Genomic DNA, 19,482 nt, shown 5'->3' on the forward strand with positions numbered 1-19,482 from the left:
TTTCCGTCACCCCTCGGCCGCCGCGCCCGTCGACAGGAACGCAGCGAGATCGTGGAAGTAGTCGTGCCGTTTCCACGCGTCGCGGTCGCCAATCACGAACAAACGACGACTCGCTCGGCTCGCCGCGACATTGACGAGATTGACGGAGGATGCCGCCCACGCCTTCGCACCAGGCGAACTCGGATCTCCTCCGAGGATAAGGAACACCACCGGTGCTTCTTTCCCCTGGGCCGTATGGATCGTGCCCGCGGTGAGTTTCGGATAACTCGCCGACAACCCGGCGAGGCGGTCGGCGACGGCCCGGAAGGGCGAGATCGCGATCACTTTCGACGCGGGCACCCCCTTCGCTGCAAGGTAAGCAAGTGCACTCTCGAGTCGGGCGATCTGATTCTCCTGGAGGTGAGTACCCGGCGTTGGAGCGGGTTCATCGACCCAGCGGCTCGAGACGATAAGCGGACCAGCTTCGCTGTCAAAGAGGTCGGGATGCTCCGGATTGTTCAGCTCCCGCTTCACCCCGTTGACCATGATGCCGCCATAGGCGATCTTATTGCAGAGGGTGAACATCGGATCGTCGCAGCGGCGGTGCACGGTGAGCGGTGCGCTTACCCACACCTTCCGGTCGGCCTGCTGGAGCAGCGTTCCGTAGGCGGATACCCTGTCCGCGAGAGTCTGCACCGACGCCTGCGGCGGTATCCAGGTGTCACTCACGCCGTACGCGGACGCGATGTCACGCTGCACTTTCCTCGGAATGGTCACCACAGGCTGGAGTTGGAGAGGATCGCCGACTGCCACGACTCGGCGCGCGCGCCATATCGCTCCCGCGGCGTACTGCGGAGAAGCCTGACCAGCCTCGTCGATAAGAAGCCAGCCGATGCTCTCCGGACCGATATCACCGAACATCCGACCCAGAGAGGCAAAGGTCGTCGACACGAGGGGGACAACGAGGAAGAACAGCTGCCACGCAGCGCGTCGCTTGTGCGGTTCGAGGCCCCGCGGTCCACCACCGACGACGATCTCGAGCGCCGCCCGCAACCCGTGCAACATCTCGTCCGCCGTATTCGCGAAGAAATCCTGGTGAAGCGTCAGTGCGGCAAAGAACAACTCAGACCGGGCTTCGTCCAGGCGCACGTCGAGCCAGGGAGCGCGCAACTCGCGAGCAGGTCCGGTCCACGCCTCCCCCGGATACCCTGGCCCGAGCAGTTTCTCGTCGGCAGCGATCCCCCGCCTAAGGTCCGCGACGGTCTCCGCCGCCTGCGCCCACTCACCCCCCGCAGAGGCAAGTCCGTCTCCAAGCGCTGCACACCGCTCCTGCCCCTGTGAGAGCTGTGCCTGCGCAAGGTTTTGGGCGGCATTCGCTGCGTTCAGAGCGTTGTCCAATGGCTTGAGAGTTGCACGCCAGTCGCGCAGTGCGCTACCGAAGGTAAAGATTATCTCCAGCAGACCCGGCTTCTCTGCCACATGCCGTTCACGAGCGGTGGCAGCATGCTCCGACATCTGGCACGCCGCGTCGCTGGCAGTTTGACAGACGCGCAGGTCGTCCTTCGCGGCACCCAAGTCGGAACGGAGCCGAGCAACTGCGTCCGCGCGACGACGCTCCGCATCGACGGCGTGCGGGAGGCGAACGAGGCGCTCCTGCGCCCGTTTGCGTTGCGCGATAAGCAAATTAACACGCTTCTCGGCGCTCCTGAACGCTTCCCGTGCTTCTCGCCAGGTCCGGTGGGGAATCGCGCCGTCACGCCACTGCGCGAGACGCGTCTGCATCCGTGGAATGGCGCCCTGTGCCGTGGATTTGTCGCTCGGGTCCTTCTTGTCGAACCAGAAAGCGGACTGAAAGGCACCGCGATTACGCTTATTACCAAGTCGCGCCGCGACCAGACCCCATGCGTCAATGGCGTCCTCGCGATCCTTCCGCGGATCGGTCTCAGCGAGCACCTCTCGAGCGATGTCAGCGAAGTAATCGGCTTCGGCGCGCCATCGGGCGTCGATCTCCTTGCGAACCGGGATCTCCGTGGTCACGTTCTCGACAGCCGCGTTATTCGCCGACGCGACAACCATCTCGTACCCGGTCAGCTCCGGACGCAATTGCCACAATTTCCGCGGATACCCGTCTCCCGCCGACCAGGTAAGGGGCGTCGATATGAACGCGTCCTTGGCTCGCTCCACAGCCGCCAGTCGTCGGGCCCGCTCGACGACATTGCCGGCCAGAATGTCGCGGAGCATCGTCGTCTTCCCCGTACCCGGTGGCCCGTTCACCCCCATGAGCCCGCTCCCGCGACTGAGATCGACGAGCGCACGATTCACCGCGAACTGCTGACGCAAAGACAAACTGTGCTCGGGGTTGGACGGCCAGCGCCCACGGGGAAGACGCTCGATGGCGACACCGCTGTTCACCTCCTCATCGCTCCGCATCACGTCCACCCGCGCGCTCTCGTCGAGCACATCGTCGCTGGTCAGATAGCTCGCCAACGCGGCGCCGCAGTGCCCCTCCTTCAGGGCGCCGCCGACGGCCGTCAGGTCGTCGAGGAAGAAGCTGTTGAGGAAGTCGATGTCGCCTGCGCCCTCCGGGCGTCGGAGCGGCACGGCAACCGACTGGATGATGATCGCCTGCGTCGCGAGATCGTCACGTCCGACGACTCCCGTCAGTTCGTGTGCGAGACGGGAGAGTGCCGTCAGCGACTCCCCGTCTTGCCGGGCTCCTTCGTGCGCGTCGACCGCCTCTCGGAAGGATGTCGCCGCGTCGGGGAAGCCGTCAGCCCAACCGGAGTCGCTAGCGCCAGACGTCTCGATTCGACCGACAGCCCAGAGAGCCGAGGACAAGATTGCGGATTCAGCCAACAGCTGGCCCTCGCCATCGACGAGAACCCCCGCGCCGGCGCTCCGCCCTGGCGGACGTTCGTCGTACGCGTTCTCGTCGCTCCCGAAAACGCGATGCAGGCTCTCGTACGTTGATTCGAGGTCGTAGACACCGAGGTACACGGTGTGCTGCCACGTCCGCTCAGTGCCACCCACTCGCCCGGGAGGCGGCAGTGCCTCCCACGGCAACCGGTCGCCTGGCTTCCAGGCGATCACCTGCCGGTCACGCGGCCGAGTCGCACGCGGCGTAAGACGTGGGACTCCCTGCGGACTGAACAGCTCGAGCATCCACCAGAATCGGAGGATCCGCTGACGCTCATTGTCACTGCCCTGCACGCTCGTCCACGCCTCCTGGTCCTGGGTTACCTCACGCAGTGCAGCGGAACTCCGTCCCGACACCGTGCTGATACTCCAGCCTGACAGGCCCAGCTTGCAGCCGCACCGCCATGACGTTCAGCGGTGAGTCGAAGGAGGCACGTCGCAGGTCAGAACTCCGGCGGAGGTAGCGCACGACTGAGCGAGTCATTGGAGCCGCGCAGCACGCCGCTCTCGCCAGCGGGTCGAGAGCCTCGATCTTGCATCGAGGGCGGACAACTTGAGGAGATCGTCGACGTGCCCTGGCCGGTCCGACGGCGCCGTTTCGGTACGTCGGGCACGGCCGAAACGGAGACCAGGCGCTCTCCTTTTTCACTGTTTCCGAGCCAGAATGTCCTAGGGGTCGCGTGTACTGACGCACGCAGGATGCCGTAAGGCCTGCCGCACCTAGCCAACACCCCGCCTACGGCGGGGTGTTGTGTTTTCAGGGGTACCAGACGTAGGACGACGAAGTGGCTGTTTCGAGCCGCTTTATGATGCGATCGATGGCAGCCCGCGCCCTCGGATCCTTTTCCACGATCGTCAGTGCCCGGTTCGAAAAGTACGTTGCCACGTCCGTCGCTTGCAGAAGTCGGCTGGCGTGAGACGGCCCGAAATACATCGTGTCGATCAAGCTCGAGAGCTGGCGAGCGGTGTAGCCAGGAACACGGCCGATCTTGAAATTGACCAGGTTTCGTCGACTGCTTGCGGCGCTGTGGTGGTCGTCAGCGAGCACGATCGCTTTGTCTCCGATGACACTTTCGAGGCGGGCGTCAACTTCGGCAAGAATATGCGCGAGAGTCAGGAGATGCGCCGGAAACGGACGCGCGTACCGCGCACGAAGGCGAACGAGATTGATCCCTCGGAAGACGAACTCGGCTCCCGAGCGTTGAATGACTTTCGCACCGAGTTCGCAGGCTTTCACTCTCCAGCCGACCGGCACCCCATCCCACTCTTTCTCACCGTGAAAAATCTCGTTGCCGTGGAATTCTGTCTCCGCTCGAAAGCCCGGAACATTGTCTGCCAGGATCTGGCCTATACCGTTCAGGCCCGCTTCGACTGCGCTCGCCGCTCCCTCGTCGACCATGAGTGCACCGAAGAAGTAGAACCGATCGCCGCGGGCCGACTCGTCCAAAAAACCGCGCGCATGATGCTAGCCCTTCGACGCGGATGTCAGGTTAAACCTAAATTCCACCACGTCCCCGTCCTGCATCACGTAGTCCTTCCCCTCGATCCGCGCCTTCCCCTTCGCCCGCGCCTCCGCGATCGACCCCGTCTCGACCAAGTCCTCGAACGAGATGACCTCGGCCTTGATGAAGCCCTTCTGGAAATCCGTGTGGATGACTCCCGCGGCCTGAGGAGCCGTCCAGCCCTTCCCGATCGTCCACGCGCGGGTCTCCTTCGGTCCGGCCGTGAGGTAGGTCTGCAGGCCAAGCGTGTCAAAGCCGATGCGCGCGAGCTGGTTCAGGCCCGACTCCGTCTGCCCCGTCGACTCCAGCATCTCCGCGGCGTCCGCCTCGTCCAGGTCGATCAGCTCCGACTCGATCTTCGCGTCCAAAAAGATTGCCTGCGCCGGCGCCACGAGCGCCGAAAGCTCGGCCTTGCGCGTCTCATCCGTCAGCACAGCCTCGTCCACGTTGAACACGTAGATAAACGGCTTGGCCGTCAGCAGCCCCAGCTCACGGATCGGCTCGAGGTCGAGCGAGGAGGCGGACAGCGGCTGTCCTGCGTCGAGGAACGCACGCGCCTTCTTCGCGGTCTCGACCACGATCGGCTCGATCTTGCGACCCTTCAGCTCCTTCTCGTAGCGCGTCTCGGCCTTCTCGAGGGTCTGCAAATCGGCGAGGATCAGCTCGGTGTTGATGGTCTCCATGTCGCTCGCGGCGTCGACCCGGCCGTCGACGTGCACGACGTCCGAATCCTCGAAGCCGCGGATGACCTGCGCGATCGCATCGGCCTCACGGATGTTCGCGAGGAATTTGTTGCCCAGCCCCTCGCCCTCGGAGGCGCCTCGGACGATGCCGGCGATATCAACGAAGGAGACGGGTGCGGGAAGGATGCGCTCGGAGCCGAAAATGCCGGCGAGCACCTCGAGGCGGGGGTCGGGCAGGTTCACGACTCCGACGTTGGGCTCGATCGTCGCGAAGGGGTAGTTCGCCGCGAGGACCGTGTTCTTGGTCAGCGCATTGAAGAGCGTCGACTTGCCGACGTTGGGGAGACCGACGATTGCGATAGTGAGAGCCACGGGCATCCATCCTACGGCGTGGCCGTGCACGGCCCAGGCGTAAGCCGCGCGCGGCCGAGGCGGTGGCCGCGTGCCGCGACGGGCGGCGTCGGAGGTGCGTGAGAGGCTGGAGCGTGCCCATCGACTTCACCGCTATCGACTTCGAGACCGCCAACTCACACGGAGCCTCCGCCTGCTCCGTCGGGCTCGTGAAGGTCCGCGACGGCCGCGTCGTCGACCGGGCCGGTTGGCTGATCCGGCCCCCGCTCGGCTTCGACGACTTCCTCGAGTGGAACACGCGGATCCACGGCATCCGCAAGCACGATGTGCACGCCGCCGCGTCCTGGGCCGACCAGTTCGCCGACCTCGTCGCCTTCGCGGGCGACGACGTCTTCGTCGCGCACAACGCCGGCTTCGACATGGGTGTCATCCGCGCCGCTTGCGCCGCAACCGCCCTCGATCACCCCGAATACGACTACCTCTGCTCACTCCAACTCGCCCGCAAGACCTACGAACTCGAGTCCTACCGCCTGCCCGCCGTGGCAATGGCCGCGGGCTTCGAGGAGTTCCGCCACCACGACGCGTCGGCCGATGCGGAGGCGTGCGCCGCGATTGTGGTGCACGCAGCCCAGCGCCACGGAGCGTCGAGCCTGGCCGAGCTGGGCGAGCTGGCCGGCGTCGCGGTGAAGCGCCTGCGGCCGAAGGCGGTCGTCGCGGCCTAACCGCGCGGATCGCCGAACCAGGTGCTGAAGATCCGCCAGAAGTTGCGGTTGCCGTAGGCCGAGCACGCGTCGCCCTCGCCGTACAGATGTGCGAGCGCCGCTGCATTCGGCTGGTATGGGGTGTAGTAGTAAAGCCCCGCCGTCGCGGCGTTCGCGATGGTCACCGGAGCCGTGCCACACTCCGCATCGGGCGAGTAGCGGATGTCGTTCGTCTCGCCCACCGGATACCAGTCGAAGCTGCTCTTGGGGCTGCGGTAACGCTGGAACTGCCAGGCCGCTCCGTAGATCTGAGCGGCGAATCCGTAGGAACCGCTGTCGCAATCGGCCGTGTCCGGGCAGCCGTAGCCGGTGGCGCTGCGAAACTGCCGCTCGCTCGGCGCCAGATCCGTGACCAGGGACTGCTCCTTCTGCACCAGCACGAGCAACACGGCCGGATTCACGCCGCAGGCGCCCGCGACCGTGCTGATGATCTCGGCGGCCGAACGGTGCCGCCCGGCGGGCACCGCGTCGCATTGCGCGTCGCCCACGATCGCGGCGGTGTCCTCCGAGTAGTCGCGCAGGCACGGCACAGCCTTGCCCTCGCATATCGGCACGCGGGCGTTCAGGAACGCCTGCACGGTCAAGGGTCCCAGCGCGTCGGCGTCGAAGAAGATCTCATCCGAAACGATGTTGCCCGGGTCGAAGTCGGCGGCGACGGGACCAGGCTGCAGGAACGTCCACATCCGCACCGCCTGCGACTCCCCCGGTGCAGCGGCGTGCCGGGTCGAGTCGACCGCTCCTGTGAGCAGAAGGGACACCAGCGCCGCGATGACGACCGCACCGTACCGCCGGCGTCGGGCGCCGGTGGTGGGCGGTGCGGTCGGCGTCATCCCTCCACGCCAGTGGCGTGGCCCGCGGGCAATCAGCCGCAGGGGGTAAGGCGCGCGACGTCGTCCGAGAGGGTGGTCGGACCGCCCAGCAGGACGACTCGCTTCGCTCCCGACTTCGCGATGTCGGTCAGCACGGCGCGCGGCACGCAGGTCGGCGGCACGGCGAACAGGGGACTGTTCGCGTAGCCGACAGCCGTGGCTCCGGCCAGTGCATCCGGGAAGTTCTCTCCGGTGGCCAGGAACACCGTCTTCGCGCTCGTGAATGCCGCGCGGTTGAGCTGCTCCGACGTGTCATAGCGGTCCACCCCGCCAATCCTGTTCACGGTCGGGACGCCGAGAGACGTGACAATACCGTCGCTGACCGAGAGGGCGTTACCCGCGACGGTTAGGGTCTGCACCTTCAGGCCCGAGATGATCCCGCGAGTCACCGCGTCGGCGGAGGTGGCGGTGCCGTTGACGAGGATCACCGGAGCGTCGACCGAGCCCGCCACGGCGCTGGCACTGAGAGCGTCCGGGAATTTCTCGCCGGTGGCGAGCCAGGCACGCGAGGAGCCGCCAGAGAAGGCGTACTGGATGATCTGCTTCGACGTGTCGTAGCGGTCCTTCCCACCGATCCGCTCGACCAGAGGCGAGTAGCCCTTGAGCTGGTTCAGGAGGCCGTCGCCGACGCTGAGCGCCGAACCAACGACGACGATCTTTGCGGGCTTAAGCCTGGCAAGTTCGTCGCGGACCGGCTGCGACATCGAGTCACGATCGACCAGCAGCAGCGGACCGCCCTGCTTCGCCGCGGCCGGTGCGGCGCTCAGGGCGTCCGGGAAGTTCGCGCCGGTCGCGATGTACACGACCGGGACGTTCGCGCCGAACACCGCCTTCGAGATCTCGACGGCCGTGCCCTGGCGGTCGGTGCCCGCGAGTCGGGTCACATCGACACCTGCGGAGGTGCTGACGCTCGAGCAGCCCAGCTCCTTCGAACCCGGGCCGCGGGAGTCGCCCGAGCCGACCCAGCGATTCCACTCGACGGAGGCGGCGCTGACGCACACCTGGTAGGTACCGGGCGCCGAGACGGGCGCGGTGGCGGTGAAGCCGTGGGCACGGCCGGCGACCGGGTACTCGCCCGGGATGTCGCCGCGATCGGAGTTCGCGCTCTGAGTGCGGACCGTCTTCGAGCCGTCTGGCGCCGTCACGGTGACCGTGGTCGAGAGCGCGGCCTGCTGCGTGGTCGGGTCCACTGCCCAGCCGGACGCGGTCAGGGTGCTCCCCGAGATGCGCGGGGCGTCGACGCGGCCGGCCGGCGCAATGCCGCCGTTCGCGAGCGTCCCAGCCGGGTTCCAGTCGCTGAAGAGGTACCAGAAATTGATGTTGCCGTAGGTCGCGCAGTTCGAATCTCCGCTGCCGGTGAGCGCGTAGTCGTTGGGCTGATACGGCGTGTAGTAGTAGAGGTCGGCCGTGGCCTGGTTGCGGATCGGGACGGGCGAGGATCCGCACGCCGTGTTCGGGTGGTACTGGATGTTCGGCGTCGTTCCGGGCGCAAAGGCGGTGAAGTTCGAGCCGGACCCGGGCGGGTTGGCGTAGCGCTTGAACTGGCGGGCGGCGCTGTAGACCTGAGTGAAGAAGCCCGCGGAGCCGGGGTCGCACGCGGCGGTGTCGGGGCAGTTGTAACCGGTGGCCTTGGCGTAGTCCTCCGGGGTCGGAGTCGCGTCGGTGACGAGGCTGCGCTCCTTCTGCACGAGCACGACGAGGGCGAGCGGATTGATGCCGCAGGCGGCGCCGACGCGGGTGAAGATCGTGGCGGCCGATTCGCGGCCTGAACCGGAGTAGGCGCTGCACATGGCATCGGCGGCCTTCGACGGCGTGGCCTGTGCGAAGTCCTTCAGGCACGGCGTAGCACCACCGGTCGTGCACCGGCTGCCCTTCTCGTTCAGGAGTGACTGCACTTCGGCAGTGCTCAACGCGTCGCCGTCGAAGAAGTTGGCGTCGCTGATGATGAAGTCAGCGCGGAAACTGCGGGTCTCGTCCGGGTCGTACGCCTGCCTCCCCTGGTCCGGCACGCCGAGGTCGGCGTGGTCGAGCGACGGGTCAATAGCGCCCGTCTCGACCGAAACGGACGACGGTGTCGGTGCATCCTCGGCCGCCGAGGCGGAGCTGAGCGGGACAAGTGCGGTGCCCAGCCCGACGGCCAGTGCGAGCGCCGCCGTGAGCAGACGCGATGAGCTGTTGTGATTCCCCATGGTTGCGAAGCCTAACCGCCGCCGACCCCCTTTCGCGTCACCCTTCTAGGGGGCGTGGCGCAACGGGCCACCGATGTCGGAGGTGCGTGATCTCATCAGCGGCATGGAACTCACCTTCATCCTCGGTCTGCTGGTCGGCGCGCTCCTCGCCGCCGTCGTGTCGATCCTGCTCGCCCGGTCGCGCACTCCCGATGCTGCCCTCGCACTCGAACTCGCCACGGCACGAGCACGTGCCGACGGGCTCGAGGAGCGGCACGACGCCGTCACAGAGCAGCACCGCGAGCACCTCGGCTCCGCCCGCGACCAGATCCGCGAGCTACAGGAACAACTGCGCGTGGTGGCTGAGCGCGAGCGTCACGACGCGCGCATCCTGCAGACCCTCTCCCCCGTCGCCGAGAGCCTGCGCGGCATGCAGGAGGCGGTGGGGCGGCTCGAGCGCGAGCGCGCAGCGCAGTTTGGGGCGATCACCGAGCAGCTCGAAGGCCAACGGGCCGCGGGTGAGCAGCTGCGGTCGACGACCGAGACGCTCGCCTCCGCCCTGCGCTCGAACACGAGCCGCGGTGCGTGGGGCGAGACGCAGCTGCGCAACGTGGTCGAGGCGGCAGGGCTCGTCCAGCGGGTCGACTTCGACGTGCAATTCGGCCTCGAGGGCGAAGCGGGCCGCGGCCGGGCCGACATGGTGGTGCGCCTGCCGGGCGGCAAGGCGATTGCGGTCGATGCGAAGGTCCCGTTCGACGCCTACCTTGAGGCGAGCGCCATCCCGGCCGGCGCCGGTGGGGAGGAGGAAGCGCGGCGCGCCGGACTCCTGCGCGCGCACGTCCGCGCCCTCCGCGGTCACATCGACGCGCTCGCGGCCCGCTCCTACTGGACGGGCCTACCGGCCAGCCCCGAGTTCGTCATCGCGTTCGTGCCGAGCGAGCCGCTGCTCGCGAGCGCGCTCGACGCCGATCCGAGCCTCCTCGAGTACGCGTTCGCCAAGCGCGTGGCGCTCGCTTCCCCCGTCACCCTCTGGTCGGTCCTCAAGACCGTCGCCTACACCTGGCAGCAAGACGTCTTGACCGACGACGCGAAGCGCCTCCTCGACCTCGGCAAGACGCTCTACGCCCGGCTGGGCACTCTCGCCGACCACGCCGAGGGGCTACGCCGCTCGCTCGACAAGACGGTCGACTCCTACAACGCCTTCGCTGGCTCACTCGAGAGCCGGGTCCTCGTCACGGCGCGCCAGTTCGAGTCCCTCGATGAGTCTCGGGTGATCGCACCGGTCGGAGGCGTCACCGCGTCACCGCGCCGCCTCACGGCGGTCGAGTTGCTCGGGACGGAGGACGAGCGCAGCGCCTGATCGCGAACTCCCCGGGGGCCCTGCGGCTTCTCGATCGGCAGAGTCCTGCTGATCGAGAAGTCCGCATAACGGGCGTCTCCAACTCCTCGACAAGCCGAGCGGAACAGCGGCTCTACACCCACTTCTCCGCGAGGTGCTGCGCTGTCACACGGCGAATGGTGCCGGAGCGCGAGCGCAGGACGATCGACTCCGTCGTGATGACGTGTCCCTCCTTGCGCACACCCTTCACGAGCCCGCCGTTGGTGACACCCGTCGCCACGAAGTACGTGTTGTCGCTCCGGACCAGATCGTTCGCGTGCAGCACGCGGTCGAGGTCATGGCCCGCGGCGATCGCCCGCTGACGCTCGTCGTCGTCCTTCGGACGGAGGATCCCCTGGATCACGCCGCCGAGTGCGCGGATGGCGCACGCGGTGATGATCCCCTCCGGCGTCCCACCGGTGCCGACGCACATGTCCAGACGGGAATCGTGGCGTGCGGCGTTGATGCCACCCGCGACGTCGCCGTCGAGCAGCAACCGGGTGCCGGCGCCCGCCGCGCGGATGTCCTCGATGAGCTTCGCGTGGCGCGGCCGGTCGAGTACCGCGACGCGCATCTCGTCGACCGGCTTGCGCTTGGCGCGAGCCAGAGCGCGGATGTTCTCACCGATCGGTCGCTCGATGTCGATGATGCCGACGCCCTCGGGCCCGGTGACGATCTTCTCCATATAGAAGACGGCGGACGGATCGAACATCGCACCGCGATCGGCTACCGCGATCATTGACAGCGCATTCTGCCGCCCGGCAGCGGTGAGCGAGGTGCCGTCGATCGGGTCGACCGCGATATCGGCGGCCGGCCCTGAGCCGTTGCCGACGTGCTCACCGTTGAAGAGCATGGGCGCATTGTCCTTTTCGCCCTCGCCGATGACGACGACGCCGTCGAAGTTGACGGTGCCGAGGAAGGTGCGCATGGCATCGACGGCGGCCCCGTCGGCAGCGTTCTTGTCGCCCTTGCCGATGAACGGCACGGCGCGGATGGCGGCAGCCTCGGTGGCGCGGACGAGCTCCATGCCAAGGTTGCGGTCGGGGTGGAGGTAGAGCGAGTCGCTCTCCCTCATCGAATCGTTGTCGGTCGCTGAATCGTTCTCGGTCACTGAGCGGAGTCCTTCGTCGTCGAGTTCGTGCACGTCGTCGCAGGACCCGCGGAGCGGATCCCCATCCCGCTCGAAGCCTAGCCCAGCGACCCCTCACGCCAGGAGGGCCCCCGCAGGGCCTCCTCGCTAGACTCGACCGGGTCGCGGGCCTCGCCCGACCCCTCCCGTTCATCCGTCAAAGGAGATGCCATGCCCGTCGCTACCCCGGACCAGTACGCAGAGATGCTCGACAAGGCGAAGGCCGGCGGATTCGCCTATCCGGCGTTCAACGTCTCCTCCTCGCAGACGGTCAACGCTGTGTTGCAGGGCCTCACCGAGTCCGGCTCGGACGGCATCATTCAGGTCACCACTGGCGGCGCCGACTACTTCGCCGGCCACACCGTCAAGAACCGCGCCGCCGGCGCCATCGCCTTCGCGAAGTTCGCGACTGAGGTCGCCAAGAACTACCCGGTCACGGTTGCGCTGCACACCGACCACTGCCCGCAGAACGCGCTCGAGGGCTTCGTCTACCCGCTGATCGCCGCCTCCAAGGAGGAGGTCAAGGCCGGCCGCGAGCCGCTGTTCCAGTCGCACATGTGGGACGGATCCGCGGTCCCGCTTGACGAGAACCTGGCCATCGCGAAGGAGATCCTCCCCCGCGTCAAGAACATCAACGCCATCCTCGAGGTCGAGATCGGCGTCGTCGGCGGCGAGGAGGACGGCGTCTCGCACGACATCAACGAGCACCTCTACACCACGCTCGACGACGCGATCGCGACCGTCGAGGCCCTCGGCTTCGGCGAGCAGGGCCGCTACATGGCCGCCCTCACCTTCGGCAACGTCCACGGCGTCTACAAGCCGGGCAACGTTCGCCTGCGCCCTGAGCTGCTCCGCGAGATCCAGGACGGCCTGCAGCAGAAGTACGGCACCGACGCCCTCCCGATCGACCTCGTCTTCCACGGCGGGTCGGGCTCGACCGACGAGGAGATCGCGGAGGCCGTCCGCAATGGCGTCGTCAAGATGAACATCGACACCGATACGCAGTATGCGTTCAGCCGCTCCATCGCCGACACCGTGCTGAAGAACTATGACGGCTTCCTCAAGGTCGACGGCGAGGTCGGCAACAAGAAGGTCTACGACCCGCGCGCGTGGGGCAAGATCGCCGAGACCGCCATGGCCGCGCGCGTCGCCGAGGCGACCCGTCAGCTTGGCTCGGCCGGGAACTCCGGGAAGTAGGGCTCTCCTCCGTGACGAACGCACACGATCAGCCGGGCGCAGGGCGTCCGGAGCCGCAGTACGGCGAGTACGCGCCTCCCGGCTGGTCGTGGCGACCCCCGGAGGACGCCGTGGTGGTGCCGGACCCCCGCGGATCCGAGAGCGACCCGCGTCCCGCCTCAGCTCCGGCGAAGCCTGCGGCCGCGCATCCCGTCGACCGACTGCTCACCATCGCGCTGCTCGCGCTCGGCGTCTTCTTCGCCGTGCCGGCGCTGCTCGATCCGTCGAGTTTCGCTACGACGCTGCAGGAAATGTATCGGACGCAGGGTATCGGCACGTATGCGTCGCCCGAGCTCGCGAGAATCCTCGGTGTCGTGGTGGCGCTCGTGCAGTCGCTGATCGTCGCCTTCGCGGTCTGGATCTCGATCCGGCGTCTGCGCGCGGGTAAGCGCGCGGTGCTCGTGCCGATCCTCGGCATCGTCGCGACGATCCTGCTCTCGCTGATCGTCGCGGCGATCGCGATCCTCGGCGACCCGACTTTCGCCGAGTACGTCACGCGGATGTCGTCTTCGCGGGGTGGCACCGGGACGGACGCCTGACCCGCTGAACACCGGTGGATCGCCACCTGTCGCTGCCGCCTGCTTCACCGACTACTGAGCTAACGATGCTAGATAATGGACAGCGGAGTAACCCTAACTAGGTTTAGTGGATATTGGAGGGTGTTTTAGCGGATACTAGCGGGAGCCGAACAGGAGCGCCGCCATGACCGCAGACCTTCCGACCGCTGTGCGCGCCTCGGCGATCGAGATCGGTGCCGACCTCGCGGGGTGGCGGAAGATCCTCGGGCTGACCGCCGAGCAGGTCGCGGACCGCGCGGGCGTCACCCGAGTAACCCTGCGGAAGGTGGAGCACGGCGACCCCACCGTCGGCTTCCACGTGGTCCTCCGCGTCGCCCGTGCTCTCGGCGTCCTCGGGACCCTCACCGACGCACTCGATCCCCTGAAGACCGACCTGGGTCGCGCGCGCGCTGACCTCCTCGTGCGAAAGCGCGTCCGATGATCGCCCACGACTCCCTCGAGGTTCACGTCGAGATCGATGGCGCCACCGTGCTCGCGGGCCGTGCGCAGTTCCACCGCGGCCGAGGATCCCTGACCTCGACGACCTTCCAGTACGAGTCCGACTACCTCGCCCTGCCCCGCTCCTACGCGCTCGATCCACAGCTCGACCTCTTCGTCGGCACCCAGCAGACCTCCGGACTGCCCGGCGCCTTCGCCGACACCGCACCCGATCGCTGGGGCCGCTCCCTGATCGTGAAGCGCGAGCGTGCGCTGGCCCGGAACGAGTCGCGGACACGCCGCGCTCTCGACGACGTCGATTTCCTCATCGGAGTCGCCGACATGACCAGGCAGGGCGCTCTCAGATTCCGTCGTCCTGGATCGGCCGCGTTCCTGGACCCCGACGACGACGTACCGCGACTCCTCCAGCTGCCCGCGCTGCTGCGTGCCGCGGAAGCCGTCGCCGGTGACGAGGACGACGTCGAGTCGGTGAAGCTGCTGCTCGACGCCGGCACCGGCTCTCTCGGTGGAGCCCGGCCGAAAGCCTCCGTCCGCGACGAGAACGGCGATCTTCTCATCGCGAAGTTCCCGCATCCCGGTGATCAGTGGGACGTGATGCTCTGGGAGGGGACGGCACTCGATCTCGCTTCTTCGGCAGGAGTGCAGGTTCCCGAGCACCGGCTTTCCCGAGTCGACGGACGCCGCCTCCTCCTACTCCGACGCTTCGATCGCCGCTCGACGCGAGGCGGCAGGAGCGAACGCGTGGGTTACCTGAGCGCTCTGGCCCTCCTTGAACGGCGGGACGGCGACGGAGGCGACTACGTCGACCTCGCGGAGCGGATACCGGAGACCAGCATCCGCGCGAGCGATGACGCACGTCAGCTGTTCCGCCGGGCCGCCGTGAACGTCGGCCTGAACAACACGGACGATCATCTCCGGAATCACGGTTTCGTGCGGGAGGGGCCCGGATGGACGCTCAGCCCGGCCTTCGACATCAACCCCGATCCCGAGCCAGGCAGGAGGCAGACCTCGATTGCGGGAGCAGACAACTCAGCGGATCAGGCTGAGGGTCTCGTCGTCCTCGCGGAGCAGTGCCGGCTCGCTCCCGATGAATTCCGGGCGGAACTGCTCGCCGTGTCGGGAGTTCTCTCCGGGTGGCAGGATGCCGCTCGGTCGAACGGCGCGGGTCTGCGCGAGATCAAACGCTTTCAGGAGTCGTTCGACACGGGTCTCCGGACGCTGCAGGCTGCGGCCCACTAGCGGACGGGATCCTCATCGTGGCTCGCGCGACGTCGCCGCTTCAGGAGTCGCACGTGATGCTCATCGGATGCTTCTCGCACAGGGACGTCGCCCCGGGCAGACGAGGCAACCCTACGCGCCGGCTCCCGCGCTGATCCGTCCGCCGACACCCCGAGCGTCGCGCTTACCCGCGACGTCCTTGCGCAGCTCTTTGGGGAGCGAGAACATCAGGTCCTCCTCGGCGGTCTTGACCTCCTCGACCTCGCCGTAGCCGGCCGCGGCCAAGTCGTCGAGGACTTCCTGCACCAGCACCTCGGGCACTGAGGCGCCGCTGGTGACGCCGACGGTGCTGATGCCGTCGAGCCACTCCTGCTTGATCTCGCTCGCGTAGTCGACCCGGTACGCCGCCGTTGCGCCGTACTCGAGCGCGACCTCGACGAGACGCACCGAGTTGGAGGAGTTCGCGGAGCCGACGACGATGACCAACTCGGCACCCGCGGCGACCTTCTTGATCGCGACCTGGCGGTTCTGGGTGGCGTAGCAGATGTCGTCGCTCGGCGGGTCCTGCAGGTTGGGGAAGCGCTCGCGGAGGCGGCGCACCGTCTCCATCGTCTCGTCGACCGACAGCGTGGTCTGTGAGAGCCAGACGACCTTGTTCGGGTCCTTCACCACGATGTTCGGCACGTCGTCGGGGCTGTTGACGAGGGTGACATGGTCGGGCGCCTCGCCGGCGGTGCCCTCGACCTCCTCGTGGCCCTCGTGGCCGATCAGGAGAATCTCGAAGTCGTCCCGCGCGAAGCGGACGGCCTCGCGGTGAACCTTGGTCACAAGCGGGCAGGTCGCGTCGATCGCCTGGAGATTGCGGTCGGCCGCGCCCTGCACAACGGCCGGAGAGACGCCGTGGGCGCTGAAAACGACGTGCGAGCCCTCGGGAATTTCGTCCACCTCGTCCACGAAGATCGCGCCCTGGCTCTCGAGCGTTGAAACGACGTGCACGTTGTGCACAATCTGTTTGCGGACGTAGACGGGAGCGCCGTAGTGCTCGATTGCCTTCTCGACCGCGATCACCGCTCGGTCGACTCCAGCGCAGTATCCGCGCGGGGCGGCGAGGAGCACGCGCTTCTGACCACTGACAGGGAGGTCGCGCAAACGCCCCGAGGCGCGGGGCATGCGCGGCATGGGCAGGCTGATCGGGACGTGGCTCACCCCCTGATTCTACGTGCTGCATCCCGTGCCCGGGCCGTCGCCGTGTCGGAGGCATCCCGTACCGTGGTCGGCGCGGGAGAGCACTCCCGCTCCCCCGTCCCGCAAGCAAGAGGCAGCGATGACCGACGCCCCACCCACCGCCGACGCCCCGTGGCCGGTCGGCCTGCTCGCGAGCAAGCTCAAGGGCTGGATCGAGCGGCTCGGCACCGCGTGGGTCGAGGGTGAGATCACCCAGTGGGGCGTCTCGGGCGGCAACGTTTACGGCAAGCTCAAGGATCTGTCCGGTGACGCGACCGTCGGCTTCACCATCTGGTCGTCGGTGCGCGGGCGCCTCCCGGCCGATCTCGCGCAGGGCGACCGCGTCATCGCGCTGGTCAAGCCAAACTATTGGCTCAAGGGCGGCACGCTCTCGATGCAGGTGTTCGAGATGCGGCACGTCGGCCTCGGTGACCTGCTCGAAACGCTCGAGCGGCTGCGCCGGCAGCTTGCGTCAGAGGGCCTGTTCGAGCCGTCCCGCAAGAAGCCGCTGCCGTTCCTTCCGCACGGCGTGGGGCTCATCACCGGCAAAGACTCCGATGCCGAGAAGGACGTCCTGCGCAACGCTCAGCTGCGCTGGCCGGCCGTGCGCTTCCGCGTCGTGCACTCCGCCGTGCAGGGCGACCGGACGGTGCCCGAGGTGCTCTCGGCGCTGCGGATCCTCGAAGCAGACGAGAGCATCGACGTGATTGTGATCGCTCGCGGCGGCGGCGACTTCCAGAACCTGCTCGGCTTCAGCGACGAGTCGCTCGTACGCGCGGTCGCGGCCTGCTCCACTCCGGTCGTCAGCGCGATCGGCCACGAGGCCGACCGTCCCCTGCTCGACGAGGTCGCCGATCTGCGTGCCTCCACCCCCACCGACGCCGCCAAGCGCGTCGTGCCCGACGTCTCCGACGAACTACTGCGCGTGCAGCAGGCGCGACTGCGGATGACCGGCCGCGTCAGCGGGCTCGTCTCGCACGAGATCGACCGGCTCTCACAGCTTCGGTCGCGGCCCGTGCTTGCGCAGCCTCGCGTGCTGGTTGACCGCCACTCCGAGGAACTGACCCGCTGGGTCGCCCGCGGCGCCGAACTCGTCGAGCGTCGCCTCGAGCGCGCGCACCTCGAGGTCGAGCGCCTGCACGGGCACCTGCGTGCCCTCTCCCCCCAGCACACGCTCGACCGCGGGTACGCGATCGTGCAGAACGCAGCCGGCCACATTGTCCGGGCCCCCGAAGACGCACCCCCGGGCGACGCGCTCGTCCTCACGCTGGCCGAGGGAGCCGTCGGTGCCCGCTCGGAGGGCCCGACCGGCGATCCCGCGGGCCGCACCTGAACACGTCGAGCCCCACGTCTCCCCCCCCAGCCCCGATCGATAGGATCAGAATCATGCCCGACTCCCCCGACGCCACGGCGACCGACTCCGACGTCTCGGGATTTTCGTACGAACAGGCGCGCGACGAGCTGGTCCGCGTCGTCTCCGAGCTTGAGCAGGGCAACTCCACCCTCGAACGCTCACTCGCGCTGTGGGAGCGCGGCGAGGCTCTCGCCGCCCGCTGCGAGGAATGGCTGATCGGCGCGCGCGCCCGGCTCGACGCGGCCCGTTCGCCAGGGACGAGCGCCGGATGAGCCGCAGCAAGCCCGCGCGAATCGTCGCCGAACTCGGCCGCCCCGAAACACCTGAGGAGACGGCGGCCCGCAAAGCCGAGAACTCCCGCCTGTACCGCCAGCGCAAGACAGTTAACAATCTCGTCTTCTCCCTGCTCGCGACGGTCGGCGCCGTCGCCCTGATCGTGCTGCTCGTTCCCCGAGGAGACACCGTCGAACCCGCCTCCGTCGACATCCCCCGGGTCGCCGCGCAGGTGCAGCTTGGCGAACCACAGACCCTGGTCGTCCCGTCCCTGCCGAAGGGCTGGAAGTCCAATGCAGCCGAACTCCGGCGCGACGGCGGCACCGACTACTGGTACGTGGGGCTGCTCACTCCACAGGCCGGATACGTCGGGATCAGCCAGGGCCTCGACGCCGACAACGCCTGGGTGTCGGCCCAGCTCGCTCGCCGGGCCGCAACCGGGGTCGAGCAGATCGACGGGCATGAGTGGACGGTCTACGACCACCGCGAGTCCGGCGCCGACACCGGCAACACCCCCTACGCGCTCGAAACGACGGCGGGGTCGAGCACCTACCTCGTCTACGGCACGGCCTTGACGGACGAAATCCGCGAGGTCGTCAACGCCATCACCCCGCAGATCGGCCTGGAGGAGTCCCGATGAGCCTCGACACGAGCACCGACGTTCCGCGCGAGTCGCGCCCGCCGGCCTGGGTCTGGAAGGAGATGCTGCGCGGCAACCAGCGCTTCGTCGCTGGCGAACCGCGCCACCCCCGGCAGGACGTGGAGCGCCGCGCCGAGCTCGCCGCCGCTCAGGCCCCGCTCGCCGCGCTCTTCGGCTGCAGCGACTCCCGTCTTGCGGCTGAGATCATCTTCGATCTCGGGCTGGGCGATCTCTTCGTCGTCCGCAACGCCGGTCAGGTGATCGCGGACTCGATCATCGGCTCGCTCGAATACGGCGTCGCCGTGCTCGGCGTGAAGGTCCTGCTCGTGCTCGGCCACGACGAGTGCGGTGCCGTCCGCGCGGCGATCCAGTCGCAGGCGCCGGGGGCCGAGCGCCTCCCGCCGCACATCGAGCACCTGATCGAGCCGATCATCCCGGCCGTGCGTCGCCACGTCGGCGCCCAGCCCGACGGCCGCGTCCTCGTCGACCCGTCCCTGACCGACGCGCTCGCCGTCGGACGCGAGCACCTGCGCGACACGGTCGCCGAGTTGCTTCAGCGCTCGCCGCTCATCGCAGACGCGGTCGCCTCGGGCGAGCTCGCCCTGGTCGGAGCCAACTACCGACTTTCGGACGGCACCGTCATGTCCGACATCGTTCTCGGCATCGACCCTCCCACCCTCAGCCCCTACGTCTCCAAGCTGGAGCGCGACTCCGGCTCATCCTCCTCCGCCGCAGCCTCGGCCGCAGTGGGACCGGACGCCGCGTGAGCGGCTCCAGGCAGCACA

Annotated in this window: 17 protein-coding genes; 10 read left to right on the forward strand and 7 right to left on the reverse strand. The window is 67.9% G+C overall.

The window, feature by feature from the left end; genetic code table 11:
- Positions 1–6: 6 nt before the first annotated feature.
- The 3 genes from HRF29_RS04090 to ychF all read right to left on the reverse strand — a co-directional run bounded on the left by HRF29_RS04090 (position 7) and on the right by ychF (position 5,452).
- Positions 7–3,252: a DEAD/DEAH box helicase gene (locus tag HRF29_RS04090; RefSeq protein ID WP_343043640.1), complete on the reverse strand. Its 3,246-nt coding sequence runs from the start codon at positions 3,250–3,252 to the stop codon at positions 7–9.
- Positions 3,253–3,652: 400 nt separating this feature from the next.
- Positions 3,653–4,342, reverse strand: a complete 690-nt coding sequence (locus HRF29_RS04095) for a DUF3800 domain-containing protein (RefSeq protein WP_173244975.1) — start codon at positions 4,340–4,342, stop codon at positions 3,653–3,655.
- 18 nt (positions 4,343–4,360) lie between these two features.
- A complete protein-coding gene (gene ychF, locus HRF29_RS04100) occupies positions 4,361–5,452 on the reverse strand; it encodes a redox-regulated ATPase YchF (protein ID WP_173244978.1) in 1,092 nt (363 codons plus the stop codon).
- 113 nt (positions 5,453–5,565) lie between these two features.
- Between ychF and HRF29_RS04105 the strand changes: the two genes are divergently transcribed.
- Positions 5,566–6,153: an exonuclease domain-containing protein gene (locus tag HRF29_RS04105; protein WP_173244980.1), complete on the forward strand. Its 588-nt coding sequence runs from the start codon at positions 5,566–5,568 to the stop codon at positions 6,151–6,153.
- Here HRF29_RS04105 and HRF29_RS04110 read toward each other — a convergent pair.
- Both HRF29_RS04110 and HRF29_RS04115 read right to left on the reverse strand, forming a co-directional pair.
- The gene (locus HRF29_RS04110; RefSeq protein WP_173244984.1) at positions 6,150–7,022 is read right to left on the reverse strand and encodes a hemagglutinin; all 873 of its coding nucleotides are present in this window, start codon (positions 7,020–7,022) and stop codon (positions 6,150–6,152) included. The genes HRF29_RS04105 and HRF29_RS04110 overlap by 4 nt on opposite strands.
- A gap of 32 nt (positions 7,023–7,054) precedes the next feature.
- Positions 7,055–9,250 carry a cell wall-binding repeat-containing protein gene (locus HRF29_RS04115; protein WP_173244987.1) on the reverse strand — a complete coding sequence of 732 codons (2,196 nt, stop codon included), beginning with the start codon at positions 9,248–9,250 and terminating at the stop codon, positions 7,055–7,057.
- A 73-nt stretch (positions 9,251–9,323) separates the two neighbouring features.
- On the opposite strand from HRF29_RS04115, the gene HRF29_RS04120 reads away from it, so the two are divergent.
- Positions 9,324–10,589, forward strand: a complete 1,266-nt coding sequence (locus HRF29_RS04120) for a DNA recombination protein RmuC (protein ID WP_173244990.1) — start codon at positions 9,324–9,326, stop codon at positions 10,587–10,589.
- A 112-nt stretch (positions 10,590–10,701) separates the two neighbouring features.
- On the opposite strand, the gene glpX is transcribed toward HRF29_RS04120, so the two are convergent.
- Positions 10,702–11,682 (reverse strand): class II fructose-bisphosphatase, encoded by a 981-nt coding sequence (gene glpX, locus HRF29_RS04125; RefSeq protein WP_173245949.1) that lies wholly within the window; start codon positions 11,680–11,682, stop codon positions 10,702–10,704.
- Between the two features lie 225 nt (positions 11,683–11,907).
- On the opposite strand from glpX, the gene fbaA reads away from it, so the two are divergent.
- The 4 genes from fbaA (at position 11,908) to HRF29_RS04145 (ending at position 15,227) form a co-directional block, all read left to right on the forward strand.
- The gene (gene fbaA / locus HRF29_RS04130) at positions 11,908–12,933 is read left to right on the forward strand and encodes a class II fructose-bisphosphate aldolase (RefSeq protein WP_173244993.1); all 1,026 of its coding nucleotides are present in this window, start codon (positions 11,908–11,910) and stop codon (positions 12,931–12,933) included.
- Between the two features lie 11 nt (positions 12,934–12,944).
- A complete protein-coding gene (locus HRF29_RS04135; protein WP_173244996.1) occupies positions 12,945–13,511 on the forward strand; it encodes a DUF6264 family protein in 567 nt (188 codons plus the stop codon).
- A 163-nt stretch (positions 13,512–13,674) separates the two neighbouring features.
- Positions 13,675–13,971, forward strand: a complete 297-nt coding sequence (locus tag HRF29_RS04140; protein WP_173244999.1) for a helix-turn-helix domain-containing protein — start codon at positions 13,675–13,677, stop codon at positions 13,969–13,971.
- On the forward strand, positions 13,968–15,227 hold the full coding sequence (locus tag HRF29_RS04145; RefSeq protein WP_173245002.1) for a type II toxin-antitoxin system HipA family toxin: 1,260 nt from the start codon (positions 13,968–13,970) through the stop codon (positions 15,225–15,227). The genes HRF29_RS04140 and HRF29_RS04145 overlap by 4 nt, the downstream gene beginning before the upstream one ends.
- A gap of 111 nt (positions 15,228–15,338) precedes the next feature.
- Here HRF29_RS04145 and HRF29_RS04150 read toward each other — a convergent pair whose 3' ends face one another.
- Complete coding sequence (locus HRF29_RS04150) at positions 15,339–16,385, reverse strand: 4-hydroxy-3-methylbut-2-enyl diphosphate reductase (protein ID WP_173245952.1); 1,047 nt, start codon at positions 16,383–16,385, stop codon at positions 15,339–15,341.
- 145 nt (positions 16,386–16,530) lie between these two features.
- On the opposite strand from HRF29_RS04150, the gene xseA reads away from it, so the two are divergent.
- From xseA to HRF29_RS04170, 4 genes are read left to right on the forward strand one after another with little or no spacing between them, the layout of a single operon-like run.
- Positions 16,531–17,763, forward strand: a complete 1,233-nt coding sequence (xseA, locus tag HRF29_RS04155) for an exodeoxyribonuclease VII large subunit (RefSeq protein ID WP_173245005.1) — start codon at positions 16,531–16,533, stop codon at positions 17,761–17,763.
- A gap of 53 nt (positions 17,764–17,816) precedes the next feature.
- Positions 17,817–18,056 (forward strand): exodeoxyribonuclease VII small subunit, encoded by a 240-nt coding sequence (locus tag HRF29_RS04160; protein ID WP_173245008.1) that lies wholly within the window; start codon positions 17,817–17,819, stop codon positions 18,054–18,056.
- Positions 18,053–18,697 (forward strand): DUF4245 domain-containing protein, encoded by a 645-nt coding sequence (locus HRF29_RS04165; protein WP_173245011.1) that lies wholly within the window; start codon positions 18,053–18,055, stop codon positions 18,695–18,697. The genes HRF29_RS04160 and HRF29_RS04165 overlap by 4 nt, the downstream gene beginning before the upstream one ends.
- Positions 18,694–19,464: a carbonic anhydrase gene (locus HRF29_RS04170; RefSeq protein ID WP_222929582.1), complete on the forward strand. Its 771-nt coding sequence runs from the start codon at positions 18,694–18,696 to the stop codon at positions 19,462–19,464. The genes HRF29_RS04165 and HRF29_RS04170 overlap by 4 nt, the downstream gene beginning before the upstream one ends.
- The last annotated feature ends 18 nt before the right edge of the window (positions 19,465–19,482 follow it).

This window comes from Rathayibacter agropyri (assembly GCF_013249015.1).
Classification (GTDB): domain Bacteria; phylum Actinomycetota; class Actinomycetes; order Actinomycetales; family Microbacteriaceae; genus Rathayibacter; species Rathayibacter agropyri.